Origin of the sequence: Thalassovita sp. (assembly GCF_965218685.1) — a bacterium.
Lineage (GTDB): Bacteria > Pseudomonadota > Alphaproteobacteria > Rhodobacterales > Rhodobacteraceae > Thalassobius.
In genome coordinates this window covers 1,018,844-1,044,048 of the sequence record NZ_OZ244657.1, presented here as the reverse complement: position 1 = coordinate 1,044,048, position 25,205 = coordinate 1,018,844, and the positions used below count along the sequence as shown (strand labels likewise).

The window sequence follows — 25,205 nt, the reverse complement described above, 5'->3', positions numbered from 1 at the left end:
TTGTTTCTTTGAGAAATATATACGAAACCTTGGGGTGCTTGTCACGCGCATCCCCCAGATTTCGTAACAAGAGCGTCACATTCAATCAGGTGTTGCGTCAGCCGATCTGTAGCGGTTCGCGCGAAGGATCGCGGGTTTTCTCCACCCAACGGGAAATCACAGCACGAGCGGCCACTTCGTCCAGGGTTTCGATCGCCTCGCGCAGATCCTTCAGCGCGTTGGCCATCTCAAGCTCGGAAAGATAAGTTTCCTGCGCGCGCAGGATCTTCGGGTGCGGTGTGGTCAGCATATCAGGCGAGATCAGCAGCTCTTCGATCAGCTTTTCACCGGGACGCAGGCCGGTGACGACGATTTCGATATCGCCCTCGGGGTTTGCTTTGTCCATCACGGTCAGGCCAGCGCCCTCGATCATCTGACGGGCCAGTTTGCGGATCGGGACCAGCTCTCCCATGTCCAGCACAAACAGGTCGCCCCCGCGTGCGAAGGAGCCAGCCAGCAGCACCAGACGCGCAGCCTCGGAGATCGTCATGAAATAACGTGCAACATCCGAGTGGGTCAGCGTTACGGGGCCCCCACGGGCGATCTGCTCTTCGAACAGGGGAATGACCGAACCGGACGAGCCCAGTACGTTGCCGAACCGCACCATCGAGAACCGCGTACTGTCTGAACGCGTGGCCAAATCCTGCACGATCAGTTCGGCCAGCCGCTTCGAGGCCCCCATCACGTTGGTTGGTCGCACTGCCTTGTCCGAGGACACCAGAATGAACCGGCCGACACCCGCCTTATACGCCGCGTCAGCCAGGGTTTTCGTCCCCAGCACGTTGTTCCGCAGGCCGGCGATCTCGTTCTTCTCGACCATGGGGACGTGCTTGTAAGCAGCCGCATGAAGCACCGCGTCGATGTCGTACTTTTCCAACACCGAGCTACACAGCACCGGATCGCAGACCGAACCCAGCACCGATACCACCTCGACCTCGTTGCCAAGGTCCAGGTCCTGAAGCTCTTTTTCGATGGTGTAGAGCGCCAGTTCGCTGTGGTCCATCAGCACCAACCGCTGCGGTTTACAGGCGACAAGCTGCCGGCACAGTTCGGACCCGATCGAGCCCCCCGCACCGGTGACCAAAACCTGCCGCTGGAAATAGCTGTGGGCGACATCCGGCATCTCGGCATCCAGCCCGTTTCGGCCTGTCAGATCCTCGACCGAGACCGGGGTGCTGCGCTTGCCCAGATCACCAGGTTTGACCAATTCGGCGAACGAGGGCAGCGAGTGTACCTCGCACCCCATCTGGCGCAGACGCAGGGCGATCCGCGCCTGAACCCCCGGCGTCGCGGACGGCATCGCCAGAACCACACGATCCACGGATTTCTCGGCGATCAACTCTTTCAAGCGACTGGGCGCATAGACCGGCGCCCCCGACACAGTCAGGCTTTGCAATCTGGGGTTGTCGTCAATGAAGGCGACCAGAACGACGGCATCGTCGGTGCGCAGCGCCGCGGCCAGCTGCTGACCGGTTTGACCAGCTCCATAGACGATCACGCGTGTGCGGTTCTTTGCTCGGCGATAAATCGCCATCAATATGCTGCGCATCACCATACGCGTCGCTACTACGGCGATGACATACACCATGCTGAACACAGGGAACATCGCCGTCGGGAAGGGCGAATCAAGAACCATGTTCAGAATCACGCCCGCCAGGCCCAGAATGCATGTCAGGATGGTTGCGGGTTTGATGCCTCCGGCCTCGAAGGCGTTCAAGCGGATATTGGCAATCCCCAGCAGCAACGTCAGGGCCATTCCCAGGGCGGTCAAAAACCCGAAGATGTAGATTCCATTCCTAACCGTATGGAAATCCTGAAACTTTACGTCGAACAGCAGGCAGGCGATGCCCAGGCTAAGAACGATCAACGCCGCATCGATGATGACGAACAGGTCACGTTTCTGGCCGGACGTCAGAGAGGTCGCGATCTCATACAGATCGACTTTGCGGTTTCGGATCGTAATTGGCACCGAATTCACCCCGTCTTCAAAACGAACCAATATTGCTTGGAAACCAACGCACCATCGGGAAAATACTTGGCCATTCTATAGATAAAAAAGGGATTTAGCCACAAGCGAGGCTTTCCTTACCCGCGACAAGTTCGCCTGTCCTATCCAGAGCCCGGCGGATTTGCGCCGCTTAGTGAATCTTGATCCGGCGAAACACGGTTTTCAGCATCAGCAGCGCATCCAGACATAAGGTCCGACGGTTTTGATAAATCAGATCCAGACGCGCCTTCTGAGGCACGCAGCGGCGGCGATAGACGTCCTCGGTTTGCTTCGCATCGCTGCATTCGGCCAGCAATTTTTCTTCGTGGCGATGGTAAACCAGCGTCGCCATACCGGTGATACCGGGACGCGAGCGCAGCACCCGGCCGTATAGCTCGGGGAACTGGTCAACATAGCGGCGCAGCGGCGGGCGCGGTCCGACAAAGCTTATGTCTCCGCGCAGAACGTTCCAAATCTGTGGGATCTCATCCAAACGGTATTTGCGCAAAAACGCCCCAGTTGGGGTGATCCGACTGGCCTTGTGCCCACCCGAGACGCCCTCGTCGCGATCAGCCACGGTCATGGTGCGGAACTTCCACAACTGAAAACCTTGATCTGGCGTTTTCATCCGCTCGGACAGATAGAGCACGGGCCGACCCTCGCGCAGCAAAATCCACAGAGACAGACCCATTGCCAGCGGCCACAAGATCGACAGCAACACCAGCGCAGCGAGTATATCGAACATCCGCTTTGACAGGGTCATGCACGGCCCTCCAGGCTGAGCCAATCGTTCACGATGTGCGTGGGATCCGAGGCCTGAGGCGGTAGCGGAACAAGCGTGGCCAGCAGCCCACAATCCATCGCCGCAAATTGCCGGGCCCCGGTCGGAGCCTGACGCCATTGCATCGAGTGGCTGGCCGCTTGCAGGATCGTTTCCATACGTATCGGCCGGGGTGCGCCGACATTCACCACGGGGGGCACTTCTTCGGCCAAGGCCAACGTCACCATGACATGCGCCAGATCGGTCGGGGCAATATAGCTGCGGGCGGGCCCCTTGCCATCGGCAAACCGATCCAAGGTCAGCGTTTCCGCCGCCTCGTCCCAACTGCGCCGCATACTGGCGGCCAGGCTTTCGGCCCCCGCGACCGAGCCGATGCGCAAGCAGGTGTGTTGCGGGCCTGTCGCCATTTGCAAAGCTTGCTCCATCTCCAGTTTCGCCAGGCCATAGAGGTTGGTCGGGGCGGTCGGGTCGGCCTCAGCCAAAAGGCTATCCTTGGGGGCGTACACAGCGACCGAGGAACAATGCAGCACCCGCGCGGCCCCGCATTGGGCGCCAACCCGCTGCGCCTCGATTGCCAGCTTTGCGTTCATTGCCAATGCCTGCGCATCGCCATGGGTCACGCCCCACAGCGCGATCACTGCGTCCACGGGACCGAAAGGAACGGGCTGGCCGGGCTGCCAGGTCACCCCTGAGGCATCGCGCGATTGCAGGATCATCTCGATCCCCTTAGGCGGCTGCTGCGCCCATGCCAGCCGCAACAGGCGCCCCACTCGGCCCGTAGACCCAAGAACCAAAATTCGCTTTGTCCGCACGCCGGTACCCGTCATGATCACTCTGCGATCAGACCTAGCACCCGGCGCCCGGCCCGAACAGAGGTCACTTTGCCCAATAGGGCGCGCGCAGGTCTCGTTTCAGGATTTTCCCGATCGAGCTGCGCGGCAGCCGGTCACGCGTTTCCACACCGCTCAGACGGTGGCTTTTGCCCAGACGAGCATTGGCGGCGGTCAGGATGTCCTGCTCGGACCGATTGGCCTGATCCCGCAGCACCACCAGCCCCAAAGGCGTTTCCCCCCAATCCTCGGATGGGATACCTATCACCGCCGCATCCGTGACGTCTGGGTCGTCCAGCAGGATCAACTCCAGATCATTGGCATAAATGTTCAACCCGCCCGAGATGATCATGTCCTTTTTCCGGTCCGACAGCACCAGAAAGCCATCTTCGTCAAAATGCCCCATATCACCCGAGCGGAAAAACACCGTTCCGTCTTCATCGCGCCAAATATAGTCGCGGGTCAAATCATCCCGGCCGAAATAGCCCGACATCATAGCTGGCGAACGGCCGGCGATCTCGCCAATCTCGCCTTGGGGCACTTCTTGTCCATCCGGGCCGATCAAGCGGATCTCTGTTCCCGGCGAGGGCTGGCCAACCGTATGCAGCTTATCCGGCGTCTCGTCCGCCACCAGAACGGTGACACCGCCGCCCTCGGTCAGGCCGTAGTATTCGATCAGTTTGCCCGGAAACCGTGCCAAAACGTCTTGCTTTACATCCGCCCGCAGCGGCGCCGAGGTCGAAAACTTCACCCGCATCGCGCTTAGGTCAAACCTATCGAAATCCGGCACATCCATGATCCGCTTGTACTGTACAGGCACCAGCATCGTATGTGTGATCCGCTCTTTCTGCGCGAGCGCCAGATAGGCGCGAGCATCGAATTTGGACATCAACACAGCGGTCGAGCCCCCCACCATCGTTGGCAGGAAACTGACCAAAGTTGTGTTTGAATACAAAGGCGTAGACAGCAGCGTGCGGGCATTGTCACAGTAACCGCTGGGCTCGGCGCGCTCCATATGCACCGCGCGCATCCAGTGGTCGTGCACGATCCCCTTTGGCGTCCCCGTGGTCCCGGACGAATAGATCAGGTTGAACGGATCGCTCCAGTCAATTTGAACCATGGGATCGGCGCTTTGGGCATCGTCAAGCAGCGTTTCATAGTCCAGAAACGCCGGGTCCTGGAAATCTGTCGCAACCCGTTGCACATTCAACTGGTCCAGAAATCCATCAACCAGCGGCCTGTACTGCTGCGCCAGGAACAGAACCTTGGCTCCGCTGTCCTCTAACATCTTCTGCAGCGCCTCGGACGACGCCATCGTCGACAGAGGTGTCAGACATGCCCCGGCGCGCAGGCCGCCAAGGAAAATCTCGGCATATCGGGCCGAGTTCGGCGCCAGCACCGCCACGCGATCGGTCCGAGCGACACCCAACCCGATCAAGGCATTGGCCACCCGGTTTATTCGCTTGTCCAGTTGCGCCCAGGTCAGGCGCGTGTCCTCGTGCACGATCGCCTCTGCCTGCGGATTTTTCCGGGCCGCATCGCGGATCATATCGACAACGGTTTGCGTCGGCGGATCCTCGGGGGTTGGGGGTTTGATCGGTTCCAATTGCGTCCTCCCTCGCTTGAGAGGACTATTGCCGGTCCGCTATGCGGGATCAAGTTTTGCTATGCGATTTCATTGCGTCACAATAGCAGAAATCCCGGCTGTCTCGGTGACCTCAAGATACTGGGCCCGTGCACTTAGATCCTGAAACAGCTCTGGTCCGGTGCCGGTCATCCACGCCTGGGCGTTCAAGGCGCAGATTTCGTCATACAAAGCCGACCGGCGCCCCGCATCCAGATGAGCCGAGACCTCGTCCAAAAGCAGCATCGGCGCGGCCCCAAAATCCTGCGTCAGCGCCCGTGCATTCGCCAGAATTAGGGACACCAAAAGGGCCTTCTGCTCACCGGTCGAACAGTCCTTGGCAGGCACCCCTTTGGCCGCAAAAGTCCCCTGCAAATCAGCGCGATGCGGGCCAACAAGGCTGCGTCCGGCGGCCATGTCCCGGAACCGGCTTTCGGCCAAAGCCTCGTTCAGGTCCGCTTCGGTTTCTGGCATCTCGCCCTCGGTCTGGGTCAGCTCCAGTTCCGCAACAGGAAAGGCCGTTTCGGCTTGGGCCTGGGCCTCTTGCAGGCGGGTTAGCGTGGCCACGCGGTTGGAGTGAATGCCCGCACCGGTCCGGGCCATCTGTTGTTCAAGCGCCGCGTACCAATGCGCGTCGCGCACCTGATCCTTTAGCAACCTGTTTCGTTCCCGCATGGCCTTTTCATAATCCAACGACAGCTCGGCATGCTGTGGAAAGAAAGACAGGGTCATGCGGTCCAGAAACCGCCGGCGCCCCTCGGCACCTTCGATCCACAACCGGTCCATCGAGGGCACCAGCCACAAAACGCGGGAAATGGTCCCCAATGCGTTTTGCGTGGCGGCCTTTCCGTCAATCCGCAGCTGCCGCGCGGCGCCCTTGTCGGACCAGATCTCGATTTCGTGGACCTGCTGCAAACTTTGCAGGATACCGGTGACTTTCCAGCCCAAAGCCTCGGGACGGCGGGTCATGTCCTCGGCCGAGGACCGTCGCAGCCCGCGGCCGGGGGAAAACAGGCTAACAGCCTCGAGTATATTGGTTTTTCCGGCGCCGTTTGGACCGTAAATTGCCACCGGGCGGCCATCACATTCAATCCGCCCCCCTTTATGAGAACGAAAATGCGACAGAGTCAGTTCGGACAGAAAGAGGCCAGACACGTTCCGGCCCACCGCGAATTATACGCGCATCGGCATCACGACATAGACGGCGCTGGTGTCATTGCCTTCGCGCATCAGGGTCGGATCACCGGCCGAATTGAACATGAAAACGGCGTTTTCGCGATCGACCTGGCTGGCGATCTCCAGCAGGTATTTCGCGTTAAAGCCGATCTCCAGTCGTTCGTCGTTATACGCTACGGCCAGCTCTTCTTCGGCGGCACCGCTGTCGGGGGCATTGACGGACAGGACCAGCTTGTCCTCTTGCAGCGACATTTTCACCGCGCGCGACCGTTCTGAGCTGACGGTGGCCACACGATCCACGGCCGAGGCAAATTCAGCGGCATCGACCTCCATCTTGCGGGTGTTCCCAACGGGGATGACGCGGGTGTAATCGGGGAAGGTACCATCAATGACCTTCGAGGTCAGCGTGATGTCGGGCGTGGCAAAGCGAATCTTGGTTTCGCTGACAGAGACCGCAATCTCCATATCGTCATCGTCCAGCAGCTTACGCAGTTCACCCACGGTTTTGCGTGGCACGATCACGCCTGGCATACCGTCCGCACCAGCGGGCAGGTCCGCATCAATCCGGGCCAGACGGTGACCATCTGTGGCCACAGCGCGCAAAACCTTACCGCCGTCGGAATCAGCGACATGCAGGTAGACGCCGTTCAGGTAATACCGGGTCTCTTCGGTAGAAATGGCGAATTTCGACTTATCGAACAAGCGACGCAGCACCGGCGCGGGCGCGCTGAAATTCGACGCGTACTCCGAGCTCGCCATGACCGGGAAATCTTCTTTGGGCAGGGTCGCCAGATTGAAATGCGAACGGCCTGCTTCGACGTTCAGTCGGCCAGCGACGCCGTCATCTGACAGGGTGACCAAGGCGCCGTCGGGCAGCTTGCGGACAATCTCGTGCAGAGTCACGGCGGACACGGTGGTGGCACCGGCTTTTTCAACCATGGCCGCAGCTTTGTCGACAACCTCGATATCCAGGTCGGTGGCCCGGAACTGAACCGCATCGCCTTCGGCCTCGATAAGGACGTTGGCAAGGATCGGAATGGTGTTGCGACGCTCGACAACCGATTGCGCCTGGCTGACAGCCTTCAGAAGAACCGCGCGTTCAATGCTGAATTTCATACCCTTGCTCCTATCGTCTGGCGGCCAGATGCCGGGAGGGGCAAGGTACCAATTTCCCCAAGCGGCTCAAGCTCTTTCTTGCTTTGTCCGCTGGTTTCGCGGGCCCGTCAAGGGGCCGATGGGCCGCCCACGCTGTGAACGGCCCGGAATATGGGCTTATGCCTCTAACGCGCGGCGCAGAAGTTCCAAATCTTCGGCGATCTGGCCGTCCTTGGCGCGCAGTTCCTCGATCCGCTTGACCCCGTGCATGACGGTGGTGTGATCCCGCCCGCCAAAACGACGCCCAATTTCCGGCAAGGATCGCGAAGTCAGCTGTTTGCACAGATACATCGCCACCTGACGTGGGCGCGCATAGGTTCGCACGCGTTTCGGGCCGATCATGTCGGATAGACGAATGTTGTAGTGCTCGGACACTTTGCGCTGGATTTCCTCGACGGTGATCTTACGTTCCGAGGCCCGCAGCACGTCGGCCAAGCAATCCTGCGTCAGCGCCATGGTGATCGGGCGACCAACCAACGAGGCAAAGGCGAACAGACGGGTCAGGGCACCTTCCAAAACGCGGACGTTGGTGCTGATCCGGTGGGCCAGAAATTCCAGAACGCCGGCCTCGATTTCCAGATCGGGATATTGCAGGCGGTACTGTTCGACCTTGGACTGCAAGATCCCCAGACGCAGTTCGTAATCCGTGGGATGCAGGTCAACGACCAGGCCACACTGAAGGCGGCTTTTGATCCGCTCTTCCATGTCCTTGATCTCACCCGGGGCGCGGTCGGCCGAGATGATGATCTGCTTGTTCTGATCCACCAAGGCGTTGAAAGTATGAAAGAATTCTTCTTGGGTCGAGTCCTTGCCAGCGATGAACTGCACATCGTCAACCATCAGCACGTCGACCGAGCGGAACAGCTGTTTGAAGTCCATCATCTTGCGGTCCCGCAGGGCCTGCACGAACCGGTACATGAATTGTTCGGCGGACAGATAGACGACGTTCAGATCAGGGCGCTGGGATTGCAGCTCCCAGGCGATGGCATGCATCAGGTGGGTCTTACCCAAACCGACGCCACCATAAAGGAACAGCGGGTTGAAGGTGACCGGCCCGCCTTCGGCGACGCGACGGGCTGCGGCATGGGCCAGCTCGTTGGGTTTGCCGACAACGAATGTGTCAAAGGTGAAGCGTGCATCCAGAGGCGCGTTGGGCAGTTGCTCGTCAGCGGGACGGGCAGGCACGGCTGCGACCGGGGCCTGGGCCTGAACAGCGGTCGGTTCTGTAACCGCGCTGGCCGAGCGGGTCGGAACGCTGGTCACGCGGAAATCCAAACGGCGCACGGACTCTCCGGCCATGGTCATATGATGCAGGATCAGCTCACCAAAGTTCTGCGAGACGTAATTCCCCAGAAAGCTGGTCGGTGCCGAGAACGTCGCCACACCCTCGGCGACTTTGTCCAGTTCCAGCGGTTCGATCCAGTTCTTGAAATTGTTCTGCCCCACGGTCTCGAGCAGAGTTTGTTTCAACTGACCCCATTGCACTTGCGTCATTTTTATCCAGTCCAGCCTGTGTTCGTCCCAAACATTGCGACCTCAGTTACCCGTCGCAGAACCACTCATCTCATCAACGCCGGACAAAAGAACTCTTTTCCCGCAGAATGCTTCTGCGGGCTGTTCGGTCCCTTTCGGTCCAGCTGCACACTGCGCCAACCATGAAGCGTTCGGTCGTCCCAAGGACCGATCACCCATTAGTTGCACGCTTTGCGCACAAAATTTTGGACAAGACGCAATATCTTTGCGCGAACTCTACCTGGGCCCTGTTTTACAAAAACGGACCACAAGCAGCGTTCTTATGACCTGCGCCGCGTAGCGTCGGCACGATGTCAAACCTGTCCCCCCAAGGCGATGTGAATCGCAAGGCCAAGCTAGCAAGACGTTGGCCGAGGGGGCAACTGAACTTCGGGGCTTGACTCAGAGAATCCGAAAAAGAATCTCGGAGGGCGCGGCCGACTGCAACGATTATGTCACAATTACGAACGTAATAAGGGCGCCCACAGAGGGGCGCCCTTTAAGAATTTCTGATCCTCGGAACAGATCCGATTCTCAGATCATTTCCTTAGGCCATCGCCTTCACACGAGCCGACAGGCGCGACACTTTGCGTGCTGCGGTGTTCTTGTGGAAGATGCCTTTGGTGACGCCACGCATCAGCTCGGGCTGAGCGGCTTGCAGGGCGGCTTTGGCGGCTGCCTGGTCACCCGAGGCGATTGCCTCTTCGACTTTACGCAGCTGGGTGCGGATACGCGAACGACGTGCTTTGTTGACTGCAGCGCGGCGTTCGTTCTGACGGGCGCGTTTTTTTGCCTGAGGCGAATTTGCCATTTCAAATCATCCCTTGGATTGGGGTTACATTTCGATTGCGCGCAACCCCCATCTGACAGTCAGTCCTGTCGGGAATGATTCTAGCCAGAGCGGGCTTCACGCGCATGTATCGCGCCCTTTTACTGATGATTCCGGAAATTACAACCTGAATCTAAAAGGACCCGTATCAATTGGAAAAAGGCGCGCGGAACGAAGCCGCACGCCATCGCATTACTTGTCGCGGAATTGCGGGGTGCGTTTTTCAACGAAGGCGGCCATGCCTTCCTTTTGGTCCTCTGTTGCGAACATCGAATGGAACAGGCGGCGTTCAATCAGCAGCCCTTCTTGCAGGGGCACCTCGAACGAGCGGTCTACGGCCTCTTTGATCGCAGTGACCGAGATCATCGACTTTTCGGCAATCTTGGCAGCCGCAGCCAGCGATTCCTCGATCAGTTTTTTCGCGGGCACAACGCGGCTGACCAGACCAGAACGCTCAGCCTCTTCGGCGTCCATGAAACGACCCGTCAGGTTCATGTCCATGGCCTTGGCCTTGCCGATGGCGCGGGTCAGGCGCTGGGTGCCACCGATACCGGCCATCACCCCCAGGTTCACCTCGGGCTGACCGAATTTCGCGGTGTCCGATGCGATAATGAAATCGCACAGCATCGCCAGCTCGCACCCGCCGCCCAGCGCATAGCCGGAGACGGCAGCAATGATCGGTTTGCGGACGCGGCCAATCTCGGCCATCTCGGGACCGAACAGATCCTCGGTGAATACTTCGGTGTAGCTTTTCGAGCTCATCATCTTGATGTCGGCCCCGGCAGCGAATGCCTTTTCCGAGCCAGTCAGAACGATGCAGCGCACCTTGTCGTTCTGTTGCGCCGCGGTCATGGCATCGGCCAGTTCCGTCAGCAGCTGCATGTTCAGCGCGTTCATGGCGTCAGGCCGGTTCAGCTTAACCAGGGCGACGTGGTCTTCAACTTCGACGATGATCGTCTCGTAGGCCATGTGTTCAGATTCCTATTGTTCCGGTCAGTCCCGATTGATGGCCAATCCCTGCGCCCGGATCAAGCTATCTTTGGCAGGTCGGACAGTAAAAAGTGGACCGCCCCGATTGGGTGATCCTATGCACAATCGACGGGCAACCAGCTGTGCTACAGGGGTTTCCCTCTTGTCCGTAAACGCGAAAACGGTGCTGGAAATAGCCCAGCTCGCCGCTGGCCTGGCGGAAATCTTTCAGGCTGGATCCGCCCGCTTCGATCGCTTCGGCCAGAACGTCACGGATGATTGGGACCAATCCGACCACCCGATTCGCGCTGATCTGTCCGGCTTTGCGCTTGGGGTTGATACCCGCACGGAACAGCGCCTCGCAGACATAGATATTGCCCAGCCCGGCCACGATCTTCTGATCCAGAAGGGCGGTTTTCACCGGGCTCATGCGGCCACGGAAGGCATTCACAAGGTATTCCTCGTGGAAATCGTTGCCCAAGGGCTCGGGCCCGATCGAGGCAAGCAGTTTGTGCTGATCCGCCGTCGCCGTTTCCAGTAGGTCCATCGCCCCGAACCGACGCGGATCGTTGAAGGTGATGCGCGCGCCGTTGTCCATGTCCAGTACTACGTGGTCATGCTTTTCCGCCGCGGGATGATCATGCACGAACTGGCCCAGCGGGTCCCCCGAAACGGTCATCCTCCCGCTCATGCCCAGGTGCACAAGCAGCGTCTCGCCTGAACCCAGATCGGCCAGAATGTATTTCGACCGCCGCCGCAGCCCTAACACCTTTTGCCCAGTCACCCGTTCCGCCATCCGTTCCGGAAACGGCCAGCGCAGATCGGGCCGGTTCACCCGCGCGCGTGCGATCACCGCCCCCTCCATCGAGGGCGCAAGGCCACGGCGCACGGTTTCAACCTCGGGCAATTCGGGCATGTTTGCTCCTATTAGACAGTTCAGCGCATTGCAGCGCCGTCTCAGCGCCCTATAAGAAGGGTCAGAACAACGGACTGGCAAGAGCCCATGACCCAGACAGATCAGAAAACCACTCATTTCGGTTTCACCGAGGTCCCCGAGCATGAAAAGGCCGGGCGCGTGCAGGGGGTGTTCGGCTCGGTCGCGTCGAAATACGACGTGATGAACGACGCCATGAGCATGGGCATCCACCGCATCTGGAAAGACGCGATGATGGATTGGCTGGCCCCGCGCCCGAATACCCGTTTGCTGGACGTGGCTGGGGGGACCGGAGATATCTCGTTCCGGTATTTGAAACGCGCAGGTCAGGCCCACGCCACCGTGTGCGATCTGACCGAACCCATGCTGATCGCAGGCCGCCAACGCGCCGAGGCGGACAGTATGGCAGACAGTCTGGATTGGGTCGTGGGCGATGCGATGGCCCTGCCCTTTGATGACAACACCTTTGACGTTTACACGATCAGCTTTGGCATTCGGAACGTCACCCGCCCGCAAGAGGCCCTGAACGAGGCTTACCGCGTCCTGAAACCTGGTGGTCGTCTGATGGTGCTGGAATTCAGCCAGATCCCCAACGACATGATGCAGAAGGTCTATGACCTGTATTCGTTCAACATCATCCCCAAGTTGGGTCAGGTGATCGCGAATGACCGGGACTCGTATCAATATTTGGTCGAATCCATCCGCAAGTTCCCCGATCAGGACACGTTCCTGAATATGGTGAAACAGGCGGGCTTCGAGAACGCGAAATACCGCAACCTGACCATGGGCATTGCCTGCCTTCACTCTGGCTGGAAGGTCTAAGATGCGCGGACCTCATAACATCTGGCGCCTGATCCGCACTGGCGCCACCATGGAACGCACTGGCGCCATGGGCGTTGTGTTGGATGCGATGGATGCCCCGCGCCCTGTCCGCATTCTGGCCCGCACACTGGCCTGGCCCTTTGCCTGGCTTGGCTACAAGGGCGATCCGGACATGCCACCCGCCACCCGTGCGCTGACCGCGCTGGGACCGGCATATATCAAGTTTGGTCAGGTGCTTTCGACCCGCCCGGATGTCGTGGGCGATGACATGGCGCAGCAATTGCGCGTGCTGCAGGACAAGCTGCCACCGTTTTCCATCGAGACCGCCAAAAAAGAGGTCGCTGCCGAACTGGGCTCACCTGTCGACGAGATGTTCAGCGAGTTTTCGGAACCCGTCGCTGCCGCCTCGATCGCTCAGGTGCACAAGGCGCGGCTTAAGGACACCGGCGAAGACGTGGCTGTCAAAGTGCTGCGCCCCGGTATCGAGCGCGCCTTTCAGCGCGACATCGACGCGTTCTATTTCGCGGCGGATGTCATCGAGTTTCTGTCGCCTGCCTCCCGGCGTCTGCGCCCCCGCGACGTGATCTCGCATTTCGAGGGCGTGGTGCAGGGCGAACTGGATCTGCGCCTTGAAAGCGCCTCGGCGTCAGAGTTTCAGGCCAACACCTCTGGGGACGAAGGCTTTCAGCTGCCGCAAATCAAGTGGGATCTGTCCGGGCGCCGCGTGATGACCATGACCTGGGCCGAAGGCGTACCGCTGGGCGACAATGACGCCATCGACGCCGCCGGGCACGATCGCCGTGCTTTGGGGGAACGGGTTTTGGGCTTGTTCCTGAACCACGCCCTGCGCGATGGGTTTTTCCACGCGGACATGCACCAGGGGAACCTGAAGGTCGCTGCGAACGGGGACATCATCGCCTATGATTTCGGGATCATGGGTCATATCGACGAATACACCCGCCGGGTTTATGCTGAGATCCTGTTCGGCTTCATCCAGCGCGACTATATGCGCGTCGCCGAGGTCCACTTCGAGGCCGGATATGTTCCCGCCGATCAGGACGTTGATGAATTCGCCCGTGCCCTGCGTGCCGTCGGGGAGCCGATTTTCGGCATGGACGCGACCCACATTTCGATGGGGCGGTTGCTGAACTATCTGTTCGAGGTGACCGAACGCTTCGGTATGGAAACGCGGACCGAGCTCATCCTACTGCAACGCACCATGGTGGTGGTCGAAGGTGTGGCGCGTTCGTTGCACCCGCAGGTCAACATCTGGGAAGTCGCCAAACCCGTCGTGCAATCCTATATCACGCAGTCCATCGGCCCGCGCGCCGTGGCCCGCGATCTGGCCAAGACCGCCCGAGTTCTGGCGCGCTTTGGTCCGCGCTTGCCCGGCCTGGTCGAATCCGTTCTGATCCGTCAGGCAGCAGGCCCGAAACCCATCAAGAAAAGCTCGGGGAAAGCCCCGGTTTTGTGGACGGCACTGGGGATCGTGGTTGGCGCTGGCGGGGCCGCTGCCCTACATATTTTGCTCTAGGGCGGTCAGTTCCAGCTCCGTCGCGCGTTCATAGATTTTCGAGCCCCGAGAGGCCTTCCAAGCACAATAAGCCGCCATCGCCCAATGATGCCACGGCTGCATGGCACGCATTCGCTCGATCGTATGGGCATCGCCATAGGCCGCTGCAAAGGCGTCAATCTCGACCTGCTCAAGCGGTGAACCGCGATACACCAACTGCATCGCAGGAGAGAGGAACAGGGCCAGATCTTCGGTCCGATCACCCACCGCTGGGCATTGCCAATCAATCAGGCGCAGCCCACTGGGCGTTTCCAGGATGTTACCGGGGACCGGGTCCCCGTGCAGCAAGGCGCATTCCTGTGTGGGCGGAACGGCGCCTGACTGCGGGCGCGCCGCATAAAGGCGCGACGCCATGTTTGTGGGTAACTGGGGTAGAATTTCCTGCACCTGACGCCTGATCGCGGCCGATCCGCCCAGCTGTCTGCGCATCCCCGCCAAGGGCGAAACCGCGTGCACACGGCGCAGTAACCGCGCGACTTGCGCGGTATCCGAATGCCAACAGTTCCCTTCGAGGTGCGAGAACACCAGAAAGGTCTGGCCCGCGTGGTGCACCTGCCCGCGCAACGTCTGCGCTACACCAGATCCTTGCAGGTGCTGCAGAACGGCGGCCTCTTGCGCCGGATCATTCGGAAACCGGGGATTGTCGTTACCTGCGGCGAAACACTTCACCACGGCGTCCCCAACGCGCCACAAACGATTGGTTTGCCCACCGGTCAACGGAACCCATTCCTGTCCTTCAGCGATCAAACAATCTGCGATAAGGCGCGCAGCAAGGCGGGGATCAGGCGGCATAAGATGTCCGGTACAGTTTTGGCCGGACAAAACTATGTCAGTTCGCCGGGCGCGGCAATCAGCTCGCTGGATCGCGCACGCCCGTCACCTGGTCAGCATAAACCTCGCCGCCGCCGTCCAGCACCAATACCACCGCGCCGCTTTCACTGCGCGCTTCGCTGATGCGAGCCCAGGTTTCAGCGGCAGAAATCTCGGTCAGGTTGCCATTCACGAAGCTTTCGACCTGGAAATAATACAAGCCTTCGGCCTGATCCGCCCCGTCCCAGGTGGTGGTGCTGTCGGCGGGGTCGATATCGAACCGATCAACCTCGTTGCCATCCTCGTCATAGACCACGACTTGCGCGCTGTCGGCATAATCGACCGGAGCAACCAGAACCTCGACCCCGGTTTGCCCATCGTAATGCGCCGGCCCGTTCGAGCGCCCCTCGAGCCCGATCCAGGCCGCCAGATCCGCGACCCCGGACTGACTGCCCAGATAGATCAAGCTGCTCAGCAGATCGTTCGTTTGCACCTGCTGCTCTAGCCCCGAAAATGTCGCCAGCTGCATCGCATATTCCGACGAATCCATCGGATTCAACGGATCCTGATTCTGCATTTGAACGGTCAGCATGTTCAGGAATGTCTCGAAATCCGAACTCAGAACTGTCGAGGGCTGCGTTGTTATCGCGTTCGAGGCCAGCGCGTTTTGGGTGGCGTTAACTGTGGTCATATCGCGTTCCTTATAGCCGCAGGTCCAGTCCGCCCTGAGGCAGTGTTTGCTGGGGAGTGAAATCTTCCCGGGGTTCAGAAGAATCGGGCGCAGATGATGGAGAATCTTGGGCAGGCTGATCCTGCTGGTGCCCGGCAGAATAGTTGATATCGGCGAATCCCATGTCCTGAAGATCACCAAGCAAGTCGGACATGTGCCGACGCATCAGTTCCAGTGTTTCTGTGCGCTCGGCCTGAACCAGCAGAACCACGCCATTGTCGGTCTGTGTCGCCGCCAGTCGCACACGGCCCAACTCGTCGGGGGACAGGGTAATCTCGATCTGGTCCGCGCGTGGGATTGCCAGTTCAGCCAGATGAGGCATCACCTGCGGTATCACAACAGGTTTGGCCGGAAGCATCGTGGTTGGGTTGGCCGGGGTCCGCACCGATGTGCCGTCGATCAGCGGCACCGGGTCGGCGGGGCTTGTGTCCGCCATGGTTTCGGCAGCAGGTTGAACGGATGGAGTCGCAAGAGCCGGCAACGTGTCCCCCCGCAAAACCGGCGCGTTCATTGCGGCATTCTCCGAGGGCGGAAAACCCTGGTTTTGGGGGACTGGCGATGGTTTTTGTCTTTCACCCAAGTCTGACTGAGAGGGCTGGACCGGCGCCGTTGCCGGAGGAACCTCAACCTGTCGCGGCTCGGCCGCGTTTAAAGATGTCAGGCGCGAGGACTGCGGTGCGCCATCCATTAGCGTAGGAATTGCTTCAGCGCCCGAACCTTGCACCATCAAGGGCAAAGCAGTGCTGCGATCTGCCACCCCGGCGAGGCCTGTTTTCCCTGAAAGGAACAGAGCGGCGCCGAAGTCCAATTCACCCTTGGTCACCAACGGCGCAAACTCTGGCGCAGTGGCTGACATCTGAGCGGAGGCGGAAAGCGGTGAAACGCTGCCGGCAAATGTAACCGGCGCCGGGGCCTCCATGTTGACCATTGGCATGATGCGCGCGTCAGTGTTTGTTGCCGACATCGCGATGTTTTCCTTAGGCACAATCGGATGTTCGGCGCGCGATGGCAAAGGCGCACCCGTCTCGCCTTCTGCACGGATCGGCGTGGCCGATGCATCCGCATTTTTCTTCAGACCGCCAATCTCGATCAAACCTGGAGAGAATGGACCTGCCGCCGGCCTGTCAGGCGTCTGAAGATCGGCGACGGGCTGCACCGCCACCTGCCGCGCTGATGTTGTGTTCTTGTCGTCTCTGCCAGCTTGCTCTGCGGCACCACCATCTATGGTCGTCGTCGTTTTGTCCGCTGCAGCAGTTTCATGTTGATCCAGTGCAGGCACGTCAACTGAGGGTGTTTCCACGCGCCCACCAGAGTTCTCCGGACCGGCGGCGTCGAAAACCGCAGCGAACACCAGCACACCCGATTCTTCCATCAAGGTCGTTTCATCCAGCGCCGGCTGTAGCCCCTCACCGCTGGTAGGGACGGCAAATGTGGGCATAGGCAGGGCAAACTTCATTCTGCGGCTCCGAACTTCTTTCGTCGCCCTGAAAATGCGCAAAGGTGGTTACCACATCTTTACCAGTTACGGACCAAGCTTGAAAAAACTGGCTCAAATTGGAGATACCCGTGACCGACATTCCCCTCGTGTCCCAAACCTCGCCGCAAAGAACTCAGGCGCTGCGCGAGGCCGCCCAGAAAATCGAGGCCTCGTTCCTGTCAGAAATGCTGAAGGCCGCAGGGGTTGGCAAAGCTTCTGAAACTTTCGGTGGGGGCATCGGTGAAGAGCAATTCGCCTCGTTCCTGCGCGACGCACAAGCACAAGAAATGGTCCGCGCCGGGGGAATCGGATTGGCGGAATCGTTATTTCAATCACTGAAGGAGAAGGACAATGCAGGACAATAAGGCCATCTTGCGCGATTTGCGCAGCCTTTTGGATGAGGAACGACAGTGTCTTCTAAGCGGCGAACTGTCAAAGCTGCCGGCGCTACTGGAGCGCAAACAGGCTCTGGTGGACTGTTTGGAAGATGCGGATGATCCTGTTGATCTGCGCGCATTGCATGATCGCCTGGCGCGGAATCACACCCTGCTGACCAGCGCGATGGAAGGGATTCAGCGCGTCTCGAACCGGCTGGACACGCTGAAACGTCTGCGTAAATCGCTTGAGACCTATGACAGTTCGGGGCGCAGGAATGCAATTCCCACAGCCCATGCCGGCAAGGTCGAAAAACGCGCCTAGTCGCCAGTTTATGAAAATTCAGAATATTCAAATTTGGGGCTTAGCACTCTCTTAGTCATTGAACGTCCAAGGTGATCCCGCATCCACGTCGGATGGCACAGCAACAACATACGGGGCTGTATGGTCTGAATGACCCTCGATCCGTCCAAAGGGGGCGGGATGATCAACCGGACGCGAAACGCGACCAAGACAAGAGGAAATGCTATGGCAACTTTCCACGCCCCACCGTGGTGTCCGTCGCCGCTGACAACTTTTTTCCGTTTGATGATGACTGGCGCCGCATTGGAATGCGTGCTCATCTCACCACCTCTTTCTCACCCAGGAACAGGCTTAGCAGGCGGCGGGTTTCCAGCTTCTTAACAGCTAAAATGCTGCACGAATTAGGCGACGCGTTTACCCTGGACCCAAGTGCCGCGCACCACCGGGGCCCCACCGATCCGGGTCACGCGGATCATGTCAGCACGCTCGCCCAGCGCGATGCGCCCGCGATCTTTCAGACCTGCCGCATCCGCTGGGGCCTTGGTTACGGTTGCGATCCCGCGCGCCATATTACCCCACATATCCCCCAGCAGCAGCGCCGAGGACAGAAGCGCCGCGGGCACATAGTCCGAAGAAACAATGTCCAGCAGATCCAGTTCGGCCAAATCACCCGCCGCGACATTGCCTGAATGCGACCCGCCGCGGATCAGGTTCGGCGCCCCCATCATCACGGCAATACCATGAGCGTGACAGGCTCGCGCGGCCTCGACCGTAGTGGGGAATTCGGCCAGATGAATGCCGTACTCGGCCGAGGTTTTCACATGCTCTTCGGTCGTGTCATCGTGGCTGGCCAGCACAGCGCCATAGCGGCGCGCCTCGGACACGGCCAGCGCCTCGTGACGGGCCCCGTTTCGCGCGCGCATGTCCCGCAGGTTGGCAACGTGATCGACAAAGTCATCTTCGGTCATGTTGTTTTTGCCCATGACATAGGCCTTCAGCTTGGACAGGTCGCGGAATTGCCGCTGTCCCGGTGTGTGATCCATCAGGCTGACAATACCCACGCGATCCTCGGGGCCGAACTCGGCCATTTCCTCTTCCAGCGTTTCCGAGCAGACCTCGGCGCGCAGATGCAGATAGTGGCTGATTTTCAACGCCCCGGCCTCGCGCAGCTCCAGCAGTTCACGCGACAGGGACCGTGCGTATTTCAGATACCGCCCTTTCCCCGAAGGGATCGAGCCAACGCGCATCGCATCAAACACCGTGGTGATACCGACACTGGCCAGCTCAGCATCATGGGCAACAATCGCCGCGGCATGAGGCCAGTCGACCTTGGGGCGCGGCTGGATGTGACGCTCAAGGTTATCCGTATGCAGCTCGATCAGGCCGGGACACAGCAGGTCGCCTTCCATGTCCTCGGCACCGGCGGGAACATGCGTGCCCTGGTCAAGACCGGTGATAACCCCATCGGTTACAGTGACGGTCCCGCGGACCACTTCGTTGCTCAGCACCAGATTGGCATTGGCGAGGATCAGTTGATTTGTCATGCTCGTGTTACCTTACGGCCTCATGCCGCCCTGCAGATAAGATCAGAGGCCACCACGTGACCAATTACAAACGTTTCGCTGTCTACTACGCCCCCGAGCCCGGCCCTTTGGCGGATTTTGGCGCAAATTGGCTGGGTTGGGATATGGTTGCGGGCGCGCGCACGCCCCATCCCAAGATCGAAGGGCTGGATATTGCCGCGCTGACCGACACCCCGCGCAAATATGGTCTGCACGGGACGGTGAAGCCTCCGTTTCGGCTGGCGCCCGGCCGTTCGGTCGATGATCTGGCCACCGGCCTTGGCGCATTGTGCAACCGGCTGGTCCCAATCACGCTGGACGGGTTGGAGCTGACCCGGCTGGGCGGTTTTCTGGCACTGACCGTAGCGGGCGACACGACCCCGCTGAACACGCTGGCCGGCACTGTGGTGCGTGACCTTGATGATTTCCGCGCGCCGTTGAATGCGGCCGAACTGGAGCGCCGCCGCAAGGCCCACCTGTCCACACGGCAAGAGGAGCTTTTGGCCCAGTGGGGATATCCCTATGTGATGGACGAGTTCCGGTTCCACATCACCCTGACGGGCAAAATGCCCCGCGCCGAGGCGGAACAAACCCATGCCAAGATTGAATCGCTGATCGCGCCCCTTCTGCCGCAGCCCTTTCAGGTCAGATCGTTGTGCCTGGTTGGCGAGGATGACGCAGGTATGTTCCATCTGATTCACCGCTATGCGCTTTCCGGTATCAGCGCCGCCTCGAAGGCAGCAACCGCCTGATCCAGGGTGCCCTCGTTGCGGATGACGATAGGGTTCAGGCCATCGGCCAAGGCGAAATCAGCACGTTTCAAGCGCTTGGCCTGATCCTCGGCCGTTTCGCGCCCACGCGCGGCGATACGCCCCGCCAGTACGTCAGGCGAGGCGGTGATCAACACGATCCGGGACCGCTGGAAAATCTGCGAAAGCTGCGGCAGCACCGAGCGCGAAAGGTTCGCCAGCACGTCATTCCCAGCCTCAAGCTGATCCAAAACCCCGACCGGAATGCCATAGCGCAGTCCATGGGCGCGCCAATCCAGAACAAAGGCGCCAAGTTCGGCCATCTCTTCGAAAGCTTCAGGCGTCACGCCCTCGGCATCCTCGCCAACCGCTTCGGCGCTGCGGGTGATCACCCGGCGCACGCGGCGCAAGTCGGGGTGACGGGAACATGCAGCCTCCATCACCGTGTCCTTGCCCGCACCCGAGGGACCGACAACCGCGATGAACCGCCCCTGCTTCATGCCGCAACCTGCGGAGAAAACCCGGTCACGTCTATCTGACGGTCGCATACACGCTCGCGCGCGGCCTCGTCGTGGAAGATCCCCACGATCGCTGCGCCGCGGGCCTTGGCCTCTTCGATCAGGGTCAAAACCACGTCACGGTTGCGGGCGTCCAGGCTGGCGGTCGGCTCATCCAGCAGCAGCGCCGGAAACCCATGCGCAAACCCACGCGCGATGTTCACCCGTTGCTGTTCACCGCCCGAGAACGTCGTGGGCGACAGGGACCACAACCGCTGAGGGATATTCAGACGCTCCAGCATCTCGCGTGCACGGGCCCGCGCAACATCTTCGGTCACCCCGACACTTAGCAGCGGTTCCGCCACCACATCCACCGTTGGCACCCGTGGCACCACCCGCAGGAACTGGCTGACATAGCCCAACACTTCACGGCGCAGGGTCAGAATCTGGCGAGGCTCAGCCTTGGCCACATCTACCCCACCGATCCGTATCGTGCCCGAGTTCACCAGGTAGTTGCCATAGATCATCCGCATCAGCGTGGATTTCCCCGCGCCCGAGGCCCCGATCAACGCAACACATTCGCCCGGCGCAACAGATAACGAAGCGTCCTTCATCACCGGGATAACCGCAGCGCCCTGATTGTGCAGTACGAATTCTTTGCAGACATTTTCGATCTCAATCATGTCGCCGCCTCCTCAGACCTGCAGAACCGAGCTGACCAGCAGCTGGGTATACCCATGTTGCGGATCGTCCAGCACCTGATCAGTCAGCCCACTTTCCACAACATGACCGGACTTCATCACCATCAATCGGTCCGCCAACAAACGCACTACGGCCAGATCGTGGGTGACCACGATGGCACTAAGACCCATCTGGCGCACAAGGCTTCGCAGCAGGTCCAGAAGACGGGCCTGCACCGACACATCCAGACCACCGGTCGGCTCGTCCATGAAAACCAACCTCGGCCCCGTGACCAGGTTCCGCGCGATTTGCAGGCGCTGCTGCATCCCGCCGGAAAAGGCACTGGGGCGGTCATCCACCCGATCCTCAGAGATTTCGACGCGGTCCAACCAGTCGATCGCTTTGCTGCGGATATCACCGTAGTTCCGTTCGCCCACGGCCATCAAGCGCTCGCCGACATTGCCGCCGGCACTGACACCCATCCGCAGCCCGTCGCGGGCGTGCTGATGCACAAAGGCCCAATCGGTGCGGCCAAGCATTCGGCGCTCGGGCTCGCTCATCGTTACTGTGTCGCGCATTCCATCCGCTCGCGTATGGAAAAGCACCTCGCCGGCATCCGGTTCCAGATGACCGGCAAGACAGTTCAGCAGCGTCGATTTTCCCGATCCGCTTTCGCCCACGATCCCCATCACTTCGCCGGGATACAGATCAAAGGACACGTCAGCACAGCCAATCCGTTGGCCATAGAATTTCGACAGGTTGTTCACCTGCAACAGGGGCGTCATTGGGCGGCCTCCTCGAACGGGGCGCCCTGGGCGCCGATATGGCCCGCCGCACGGCGCGACCGACAGAAATCAGTGTCCGAGCAGACAAACATCCGCCCGCCTGCGTCATCCACGATCACCTCGTCCAGATACGAGGTCTCGCACGCGCACAAATCACATGCGTGATCGGCTTTGCTGGCCTCGAACGGGTGGTCCTCGAAATCCAGGCTGACAACCTCGCAGTAAGGCGGCAGGGCGTATATCCGTTGCTCGCGTCCGGCCCCAAACAACTGCACGGCGGCCATTTCCAGCTTGGGGTTGTCAAACTTCGGAATGGGGGAAGGGTCCATCACATACCGCCCCTCGACCCGAACCGGATAGGCATACGAGGTCGAGATCGCCCCGTTATGCGAGATATCCTCGTACAGTTTCACATGCATCAGCCCGTATTCTTCAAGCGCATGCATCTTGCGGGTTTCAGTCTCGCGCGGTTCAAGGAAACGCAGAGGCTCGGGGATCGGCACCTGATAGACAAGGATCTGGTCGTCGCGCAGCGGTTCCTCGGGGATGCGGTGGCGGGTCTGAATCACGTCCGCCTTGGTGGTTTCCTCGGTCGTGACCACACCCGCGGTTTTCTCAAAGAATTTGCGGATGGACACTGCATTGGTCGTGTCGTCTGCACCCTGGTCGATCACCTTCATCGTGTCCTGCGGGGTCAGCACCGCCGCGCTGACCTGTACACCGCCCGTACCCCAACCATAGGGCATGGGCATTTCGCGGCTGGCAAAGGGCACCTGATAGCCGGGGATCGCCAGACCCTTCAGGATGGCCCGGCGGATCATCCGCTTGGTCTGCTCATCCAGGTATGCAAAATTATAGTCGGTCATTCGGCGGCCTCCTGCACTTGGCCCATCGCCTCGGCGCGCATTTTGCGGACCAATTCCAGCTCGGATTGGAAATCGACGTAGTGGGGCAGCTTGATATGCTCCAGAAATCCCGTCGCCTGGATGTTGTCGGCATGGTACAGCACGAATTCCTCGTCTTGCGCGGGGGCACCCTGGTTGTCCTCGCCCAGTTCTTTCCAGCGCAGCGCCCGGTCCACCAATGCCATCGAGATCGCTTTGCGCTCGGTCTGACCAAACACCAGCCCATAACCACGAGTGAACTGTGGTGGTTCTACTTTCGAGCCTTTGAACTGGTTCACAGTTTCGCATTCGGTCAGCTCGATCTCGCCGATGTCCACGGCAAAGCCCAGCTCGGGGATATCCATTTCCACGTCGACGGTTCCGATGCGCAGCTCGCCCACGAAGGCATGGTTGCGGGCATATCCGCGCTGGGTGGAATAGGCCATGCCCAGCACAAAGCCCTCGTCACCGCGGGTCAGCGATTGCAGGCGCAGGGCGCGGGCAGCGGGCAATTCCAGCGGTTCACGGGTCAGATCAGGGGGCGTATCATCGCTGGGGGCCTCGGTCTGGATCAGCCCCTCTTGGTTCAGAAATTCGGTAATATGCGGCACTTCGGTGGGTTCGACATCACGCGTGGGCGCCTGCGGCACCTCGCCATCTGCGGCCAGTTTGAAATCCAGCAAACGGTGCGTGTAATCAAAGGTCGGCCCCAGCACCTGTCCACCCGGAGCATCCTTGAACGTCGCGCTGACCCGGCGCATGCACAGCATCTTTTCCGTATCGACCGGATTCGAGGCCCCGAAACGCGGCAGAGTAGTGCGATAGGCGCGGATCAGGAACACGGCCTCGATCAGGTCACCGCGCGCCTGCTTGATCGCCAAAGCCGCCAGATCAGGGTCATAAAGCGAGCCCTCGGCCATCACGCGATTCACCGCCAGCGTCATCTGCTCTCGGATTTGATCCACTGACAGCTCGGGAACCGCGGGATCGCCGCGACGTTCCTCGGCCAGCCATGCGTGGGCGGCGTCGATCGCCTTTTCGCCCCCTTTTACTGCAACATACATCAGGCAGTCTCCAACTTGGTGCTACGCGGCACGGCGGCCAGCAAATCATCGCAGGTAAAGAAGAAATCCAGCCCCAGCGGGAACTGGCGGGCGTTAGCCTGCAGCGCGGGTACCTCTGGCACTGACAGATGCGCAACGTCCTTGATGCCGGGGCCACGCAGGGTGGCACCCTGGGTGGTCAGATCTGGCACCTCGACGATCAAAGTGGCGCTGCGGTCGGGGTATTCAGATGTGCCGATGGGATACCCCGCAAGAGGCATCAGATCGGACCAGGCGCCGAAGGCAAAAGTACAGAACTCGCGCCCGGCAAAAGGGGCGCCCGTATGAAAGGTGATCCAGTCGCGAACGTCTGGACAATCCAGTGCTCCGGCCAGATAGACGGGCGTTTCACCGTCCAGCAGCGTCAGCGCCAGAACGCCTGCAGCAACGGACATCGGCGCAGGAGGCATGGCGCCCTGAACCTGCTCGATCGCACCGGGCCGCGCCATTGCATTCATCGCGGCGCGAAAGGCGCTGGCGGATTGTTGCGGGGCCTCGGCAAAGCCTCCGGACAGTGCGGTTTCCTGCATCAGTCCTCTCCTCTTACCATGGTAAAGAAATCGACCTTAGTGGCTGCGGCCTTAGCGGCTTGGGTGGCGCGGGCCAGATCTCGGGCCTTTTGCAGGGGGGCCAGAATAGTGGCCTGTACGGCATCCGACTGATCGCTTTGCATCAACGCATCAACGATCGCAGCCTGTGTGGCCTTGGTCTTGTCGCGGCCTTGCACATAAGCGTGCCCAACCTGCCCCGAGGCAAGCCGTAACGAGCATCGCGTAACCGTCATTTCGCCCAGATTGAACGGGGCACCAGTGCCGCCCATTCGCCCGCGAACCATAGTGCCGCCGACTTCGGGCGCGCGCAGCCATGTGAATTCCGGCACGGCGCCAAAGGCCGTAAAGCGACTGGCCAACAGCTTGGGGTCGGCCTTGGCCAGCAGGCCCATCCAGTTTTTGCGCTTTTCATTCGGGTCCATCTAGACACCTTGCTAATTTGTCTACTAATCTATACAACTAGACAA

General features: G+C 60.1%; 26 protein-coding genes and 1 pseudogene. 5 read left to right on the top strand and 22 right to left on the bottom strand.

Annotation, left to right across the window (positions count from 1 at the left end):
* Nucleotides 1-97: 97 nt before the first annotated feature.
* The 10 genes from ACOQOQ_RS05355 to mutM all read right to left on the bottom strand — a co-directional run bounded on the left by ACOQOQ_RS05355 (nucleotide 98) and on the right by mutM (nucleotide 11,818).
* Nucleotides 98-2,008, bottom strand: a complete 1,911-nt coding sequence (locus tag ACOQOQ_RS05355; protein WP_420569103.1) for a polysaccharide biosynthesis protein — start codon at nucleotides 2,006-2,008, stop codon at nucleotides 98-100.
* Nucleotides 2,009-2,177: 169 nt separating this feature from the next.
* Nucleotides 2,178-2,789, bottom strand: a complete 612-nt coding sequence (locus tag ACOQOQ_RS05350) for a sugar transferase (RefSeq protein ID WP_420569102.1) — start codon at nucleotides 2,787-2,789, stop codon at nucleotides 2,178-2,180.
* Nucleotides 2,786-3,634, bottom strand: coding sequence for an NAD-dependent epimerase/dehydratase family protein (locus ACOQOQ_RS05345; RefSeq protein WP_420569101.1), 849 nt, complete (start codon nucleotides 3,632-3,634; stop codon nucleotides 2,786-2,788). The genes ACOQOQ_RS05350 and ACOQOQ_RS05345 overlap by 4 nt, the downstream gene beginning before the upstream one ends.
* 49 nt (nucleotides 3,635-3,683) lie before the next feature.
* On the bottom strand, nucleotides 3,684-5,243 hold the full coding sequence (locus tag ACOQOQ_RS05340) for a class I adenylate-forming enzyme family protein (protein ID WP_420569100.1): 1,560 nt from the start codon (nucleotides 5,241-5,243) through the stop codon (nucleotides 3,684-3,686).
* A gap of 69 nt (nucleotides 5,244-5,312) precedes the next feature.
* Entirely contained in the window at nucleotides 5,313-6,416 is a 1,104-nt protein-coding gene (gene recF / locus ACOQOQ_RS05335; protein ID WP_420569099.1) for a DNA replication/repair protein RecF, read from the bottom strand.
* Between the two features lie 18 nt (nucleotides 6,417-6,434).
* Entirely contained in the window at nucleotides 6,435-7,553 is a 1,119-nt protein-coding gene (gene dnaN, locus ACOQOQ_RS05330) for a DNA polymerase III subunit beta (RefSeq protein ID WP_420569098.1), read from the bottom strand.
* A 156-nt stretch (nucleotides 7,554-7,709) separates the two neighbouring features.
* Nucleotides 7,710-9,086, bottom strand: a complete 1,377-nt coding sequence (gene dnaA / locus ACOQOQ_RS05325) for a chromosomal replication initiator protein DnaA (protein WP_420569097.1) — start codon at nucleotides 9,084-9,086, stop codon at nucleotides 7,710-7,712.
* A gap of 565 nt (nucleotides 9,087-9,651) precedes the next feature.
* On the bottom strand, nucleotides 9,652-9,915 hold the full coding sequence (gene rpsT / locus ACOQOQ_RS05320; protein ID WP_420569096.1) for a 30S ribosomal protein S20: 264 nt from the start codon (nucleotides 9,913-9,915) through the stop codon (nucleotides 9,652-9,654).
* 210 nt (nucleotides 9,916-10,125) lie between these two features.
* Nucleotides 10,126-10,902, bottom strand: a complete 777-nt coding sequence (locus ACOQOQ_RS05315) for an enoyl-CoA hydratase (protein WP_420569095.1) — start codon at nucleotides 10,900-10,902, stop codon at nucleotides 10,126-10,128.
* A 64-nt stretch (nucleotides 10,903-10,966) separates the two neighbouring features.
* Nucleotides 10,967-11,818 (bottom strand): bifunctional DNA-formamidopyrimidine glycosylase/DNA-(apurinic or apyrimidinic site) lyase, encoded by an 852-nt coding sequence (gene mutM, locus ACOQOQ_RS05310; protein WP_420569094.1) that lies wholly within the window; start codon nucleotides 11,816-11,818, stop codon nucleotides 10,967-10,969.
* An 87-nt stretch (nucleotides 11,819-11,905) separates the two neighbouring features.
* Here mutM and ubiE point away from each other — a divergent pair, with 87 nt between their 5' ends.
* Together ubiE and ubiB are read left to right on the top strand one after the other, a co-directional pair.
* Entirely contained in the window at nucleotides 11,906-12,658 is a 753-nt protein-coding gene (gene ubiE, locus ACOQOQ_RS05305) for a bifunctional demethylmenaquinone methyltransferase/2-methoxy-6-polyprenyl-1,4-benzoquinol methylase UbiE (RefSeq protein ID WP_420569093.1), read from the top strand.
* Between the two features lies 1 nt (nucleotide 12,659).
* Nucleotides 12,660-14,192, top strand: a complete 1,533-nt coding sequence (ubiB, locus tag ACOQOQ_RS05300; RefSeq protein ID WP_420569092.1) for a 2-polyprenylphenol 6-hydroxylase — start codon at nucleotides 12,660-12,662, stop codon at nucleotides 14,190-14,192.
* Here ubiB and ACOQOQ_RS05295 read toward each other — a convergent pair.
* Genes ACOQOQ_RS05295 through ACOQOQ_RS05285 form a run of 3 tightly spaced genes read right to left on the bottom strand, consistent with a single transcriptional unit; the run spans nucleotide 14,175 to nucleotide 17,227 of the window.
* Nucleotides 14,175-15,023: a phosphotransferase family protein gene (locus ACOQOQ_RS05295; RefSeq protein ID WP_420569091.1), complete on the bottom strand. Its 849-nt coding sequence runs from the start codon at nucleotides 15,021-15,023 to the stop codon at nucleotides 14,175-14,177. The genes ubiB and ACOQOQ_RS05295 overlap by 18 nt on opposite strands.
* Nucleotides 15,024-15,081: 58 nt before the next feature.
* Entirely contained in the window at nucleotides 15,082-15,732 is a 651-nt protein-coding gene (locus ACOQOQ_RS05290; RefSeq protein ID WP_420569090.1) for a flagellar hook capping FlgD N-terminal domain-containing protein, read from the bottom strand.
* Nucleotides 15,733-15,742: 10 nt separating this feature from the next.
* Complete coding sequence (locus tag ACOQOQ_RS05285) at nucleotides 15,743-17,227, bottom strand: flagellar hook-length control protein FliK (RefSeq protein WP_420569089.1); 1,485 nt, start codon at nucleotides 17,225-17,227, stop codon at nucleotides 15,743-15,745.
* A 110-nt stretch (nucleotides 17,228-17,337) separates the two neighbouring features.
* Between ACOQOQ_RS05285 and ACOQOQ_RS05280 the strand changes: the two genes are divergently transcribed.
* Both ACOQOQ_RS05280 and ACOQOQ_RS05275 read left to right on the top strand, forming a co-directional pair.
* Entirely contained in the window at nucleotides 17,338-17,613 is a 276-nt protein-coding gene (locus ACOQOQ_RS05280) for a rod-binding protein (protein ID WP_420569088.1), read from the top strand.
* The gene (locus ACOQOQ_RS05275; RefSeq protein ID WP_420569087.1) at nucleotides 17,600-17,947 is read left to right on the top strand and encodes a flagellar protein FlgN; all 348 of its coding nucleotides are present in this window, start codon (nucleotides 17,600-17,602) and stop codon (nucleotides 17,945-17,947) included. Before ACOQOQ_RS05280 ends, ACOQOQ_RS05275 begins: the two co-directional genes overlap by 14 nt.
* Nucleotides 17,948-18,123: 176 nt before the next feature.
* Here the strand turns inward: ACOQOQ_RS05275 and ACOQOQ_RS05270 are convergent.
* Nucleotides 18,124-18,246: pseudogene (locus ACOQOQ_RS05270) on the bottom strand (chemotaxis protein MotB); the annotation flags it as partial.
* Between the two features lie 81 nt (nucleotides 18,247-18,327).
* The gene (locus tag ACOQOQ_RS05265; RefSeq protein WP_420569086.1) at nucleotides 18,328-19,470 is read right to left on the bottom strand and encodes an alpha-D-ribose 1-methylphosphonate 5-triphosphate diphosphatase; all 1,143 of its coding nucleotides are present in this window, start codon (nucleotides 19,468-19,470) and stop codon (nucleotides 18,328-18,330) included.
* Between the two features lie 56 nt (nucleotides 19,471-19,526).
* Between ACOQOQ_RS05265 and ACOQOQ_RS05260 the strand changes: the two genes are divergently transcribed.
* Nucleotides 19,527-20,240 (top strand): DUF1045 domain-containing protein, encoded by a 714-nt coding sequence (locus ACOQOQ_RS05260; RefSeq protein ID WP_420569085.1) that lies wholly within the window; start codon nucleotides 19,527-19,529, stop codon nucleotides 20,238-20,240.
* Here the strand turns inward: ACOQOQ_RS05260 and phnN are convergent.
* From phnN to phnG, 7 genes are read right to left on the bottom strand one after another with little or no spacing between them, the layout of a single operon-like run.
* On the bottom strand, nucleotides 20,192-20,737 hold the full coding sequence (gene phnN, locus ACOQOQ_RS05255) for a phosphonate metabolism protein/1,5-bisphosphokinase (PRPP-forming) PhnN (RefSeq protein WP_420569084.1): 546 nt from the start codon (nucleotides 20,735-20,737) through the stop codon (nucleotides 20,192-20,194). The genes ACOQOQ_RS05260 and phnN overlap by 49 nt on opposite strands.
* Nucleotides 20,734-21,417 (bottom strand): phosphonate C-P lyase system protein PhnL, encoded by a 684-nt coding sequence (gene phnL, locus ACOQOQ_RS05250; protein ID WP_420569083.1) that lies wholly within the window; start codon nucleotides 21,415-21,417, stop codon nucleotides 20,734-20,736. The genes phnN and phnL overlap by 4 nt, the downstream gene beginning before the upstream one ends.
* Nucleotides 21,418-21,429: 12 nt before the next feature.
* Nucleotides 21,430-22,200 (bottom strand): phosphonate C-P lyase system protein PhnK, encoded by a 771-nt coding sequence (phnK, locus tag ACOQOQ_RS05245; protein WP_420569082.1) that lies wholly within the window; start codon nucleotides 22,198-22,200, stop codon nucleotides 21,430-21,432.
* Nucleotides 22,197-23,066, bottom strand: coding sequence for an alpha-D-ribose 1-methylphosphonate 5-phosphate C-P-lyase PhnJ (locus ACOQOQ_RS05240; RefSeq protein WP_420569081.1), 870 nt, complete (start codon nucleotides 23,064-23,066; stop codon nucleotides 22,197-22,199). Before ACOQOQ_RS05240 ends, phnK begins: the two co-directional genes overlap by 4 nt.
* Nucleotides 23,063-24,148, bottom strand: a complete 1,086-nt coding sequence (locus ACOQOQ_RS05235) for a carbon-phosphorus lyase complex subunit PhnI (protein WP_420569080.1) — start codon at nucleotides 24,146-24,148, stop codon at nucleotides 23,063-23,065. Before ACOQOQ_RS05235 ends, ACOQOQ_RS05240 begins: the two co-directional genes overlap by 4 nt.
* Nucleotides 24,148-24,717 carry a phosphonate C-P lyase system protein PhnH gene (gene phnH, locus ACOQOQ_RS05230; protein ID WP_420569079.1) on the bottom strand — a complete coding sequence of 190 codons (570 nt, stop codon included), beginning with the start codon at nucleotides 24,715-24,717 and terminating at the stop codon, nucleotides 24,148-24,150. Before phnH ends, ACOQOQ_RS05235 begins: the two co-directional genes overlap by 1 nt.
* A complete protein-coding gene (phnG, locus tag ACOQOQ_RS05225; RefSeq protein ID WP_420569078.1) occupies nucleotides 24,717-25,160 on the bottom strand; it encodes a phosphonate C-P lyase system protein PhnG in 444 nt (147 codons plus the stop codon). Before phnG ends, phnH begins: the two co-directional genes overlap by 1 nt.
* Between the last annotated feature and the right edge of the window lie 45 nt (nucleotides 25,161-25,205).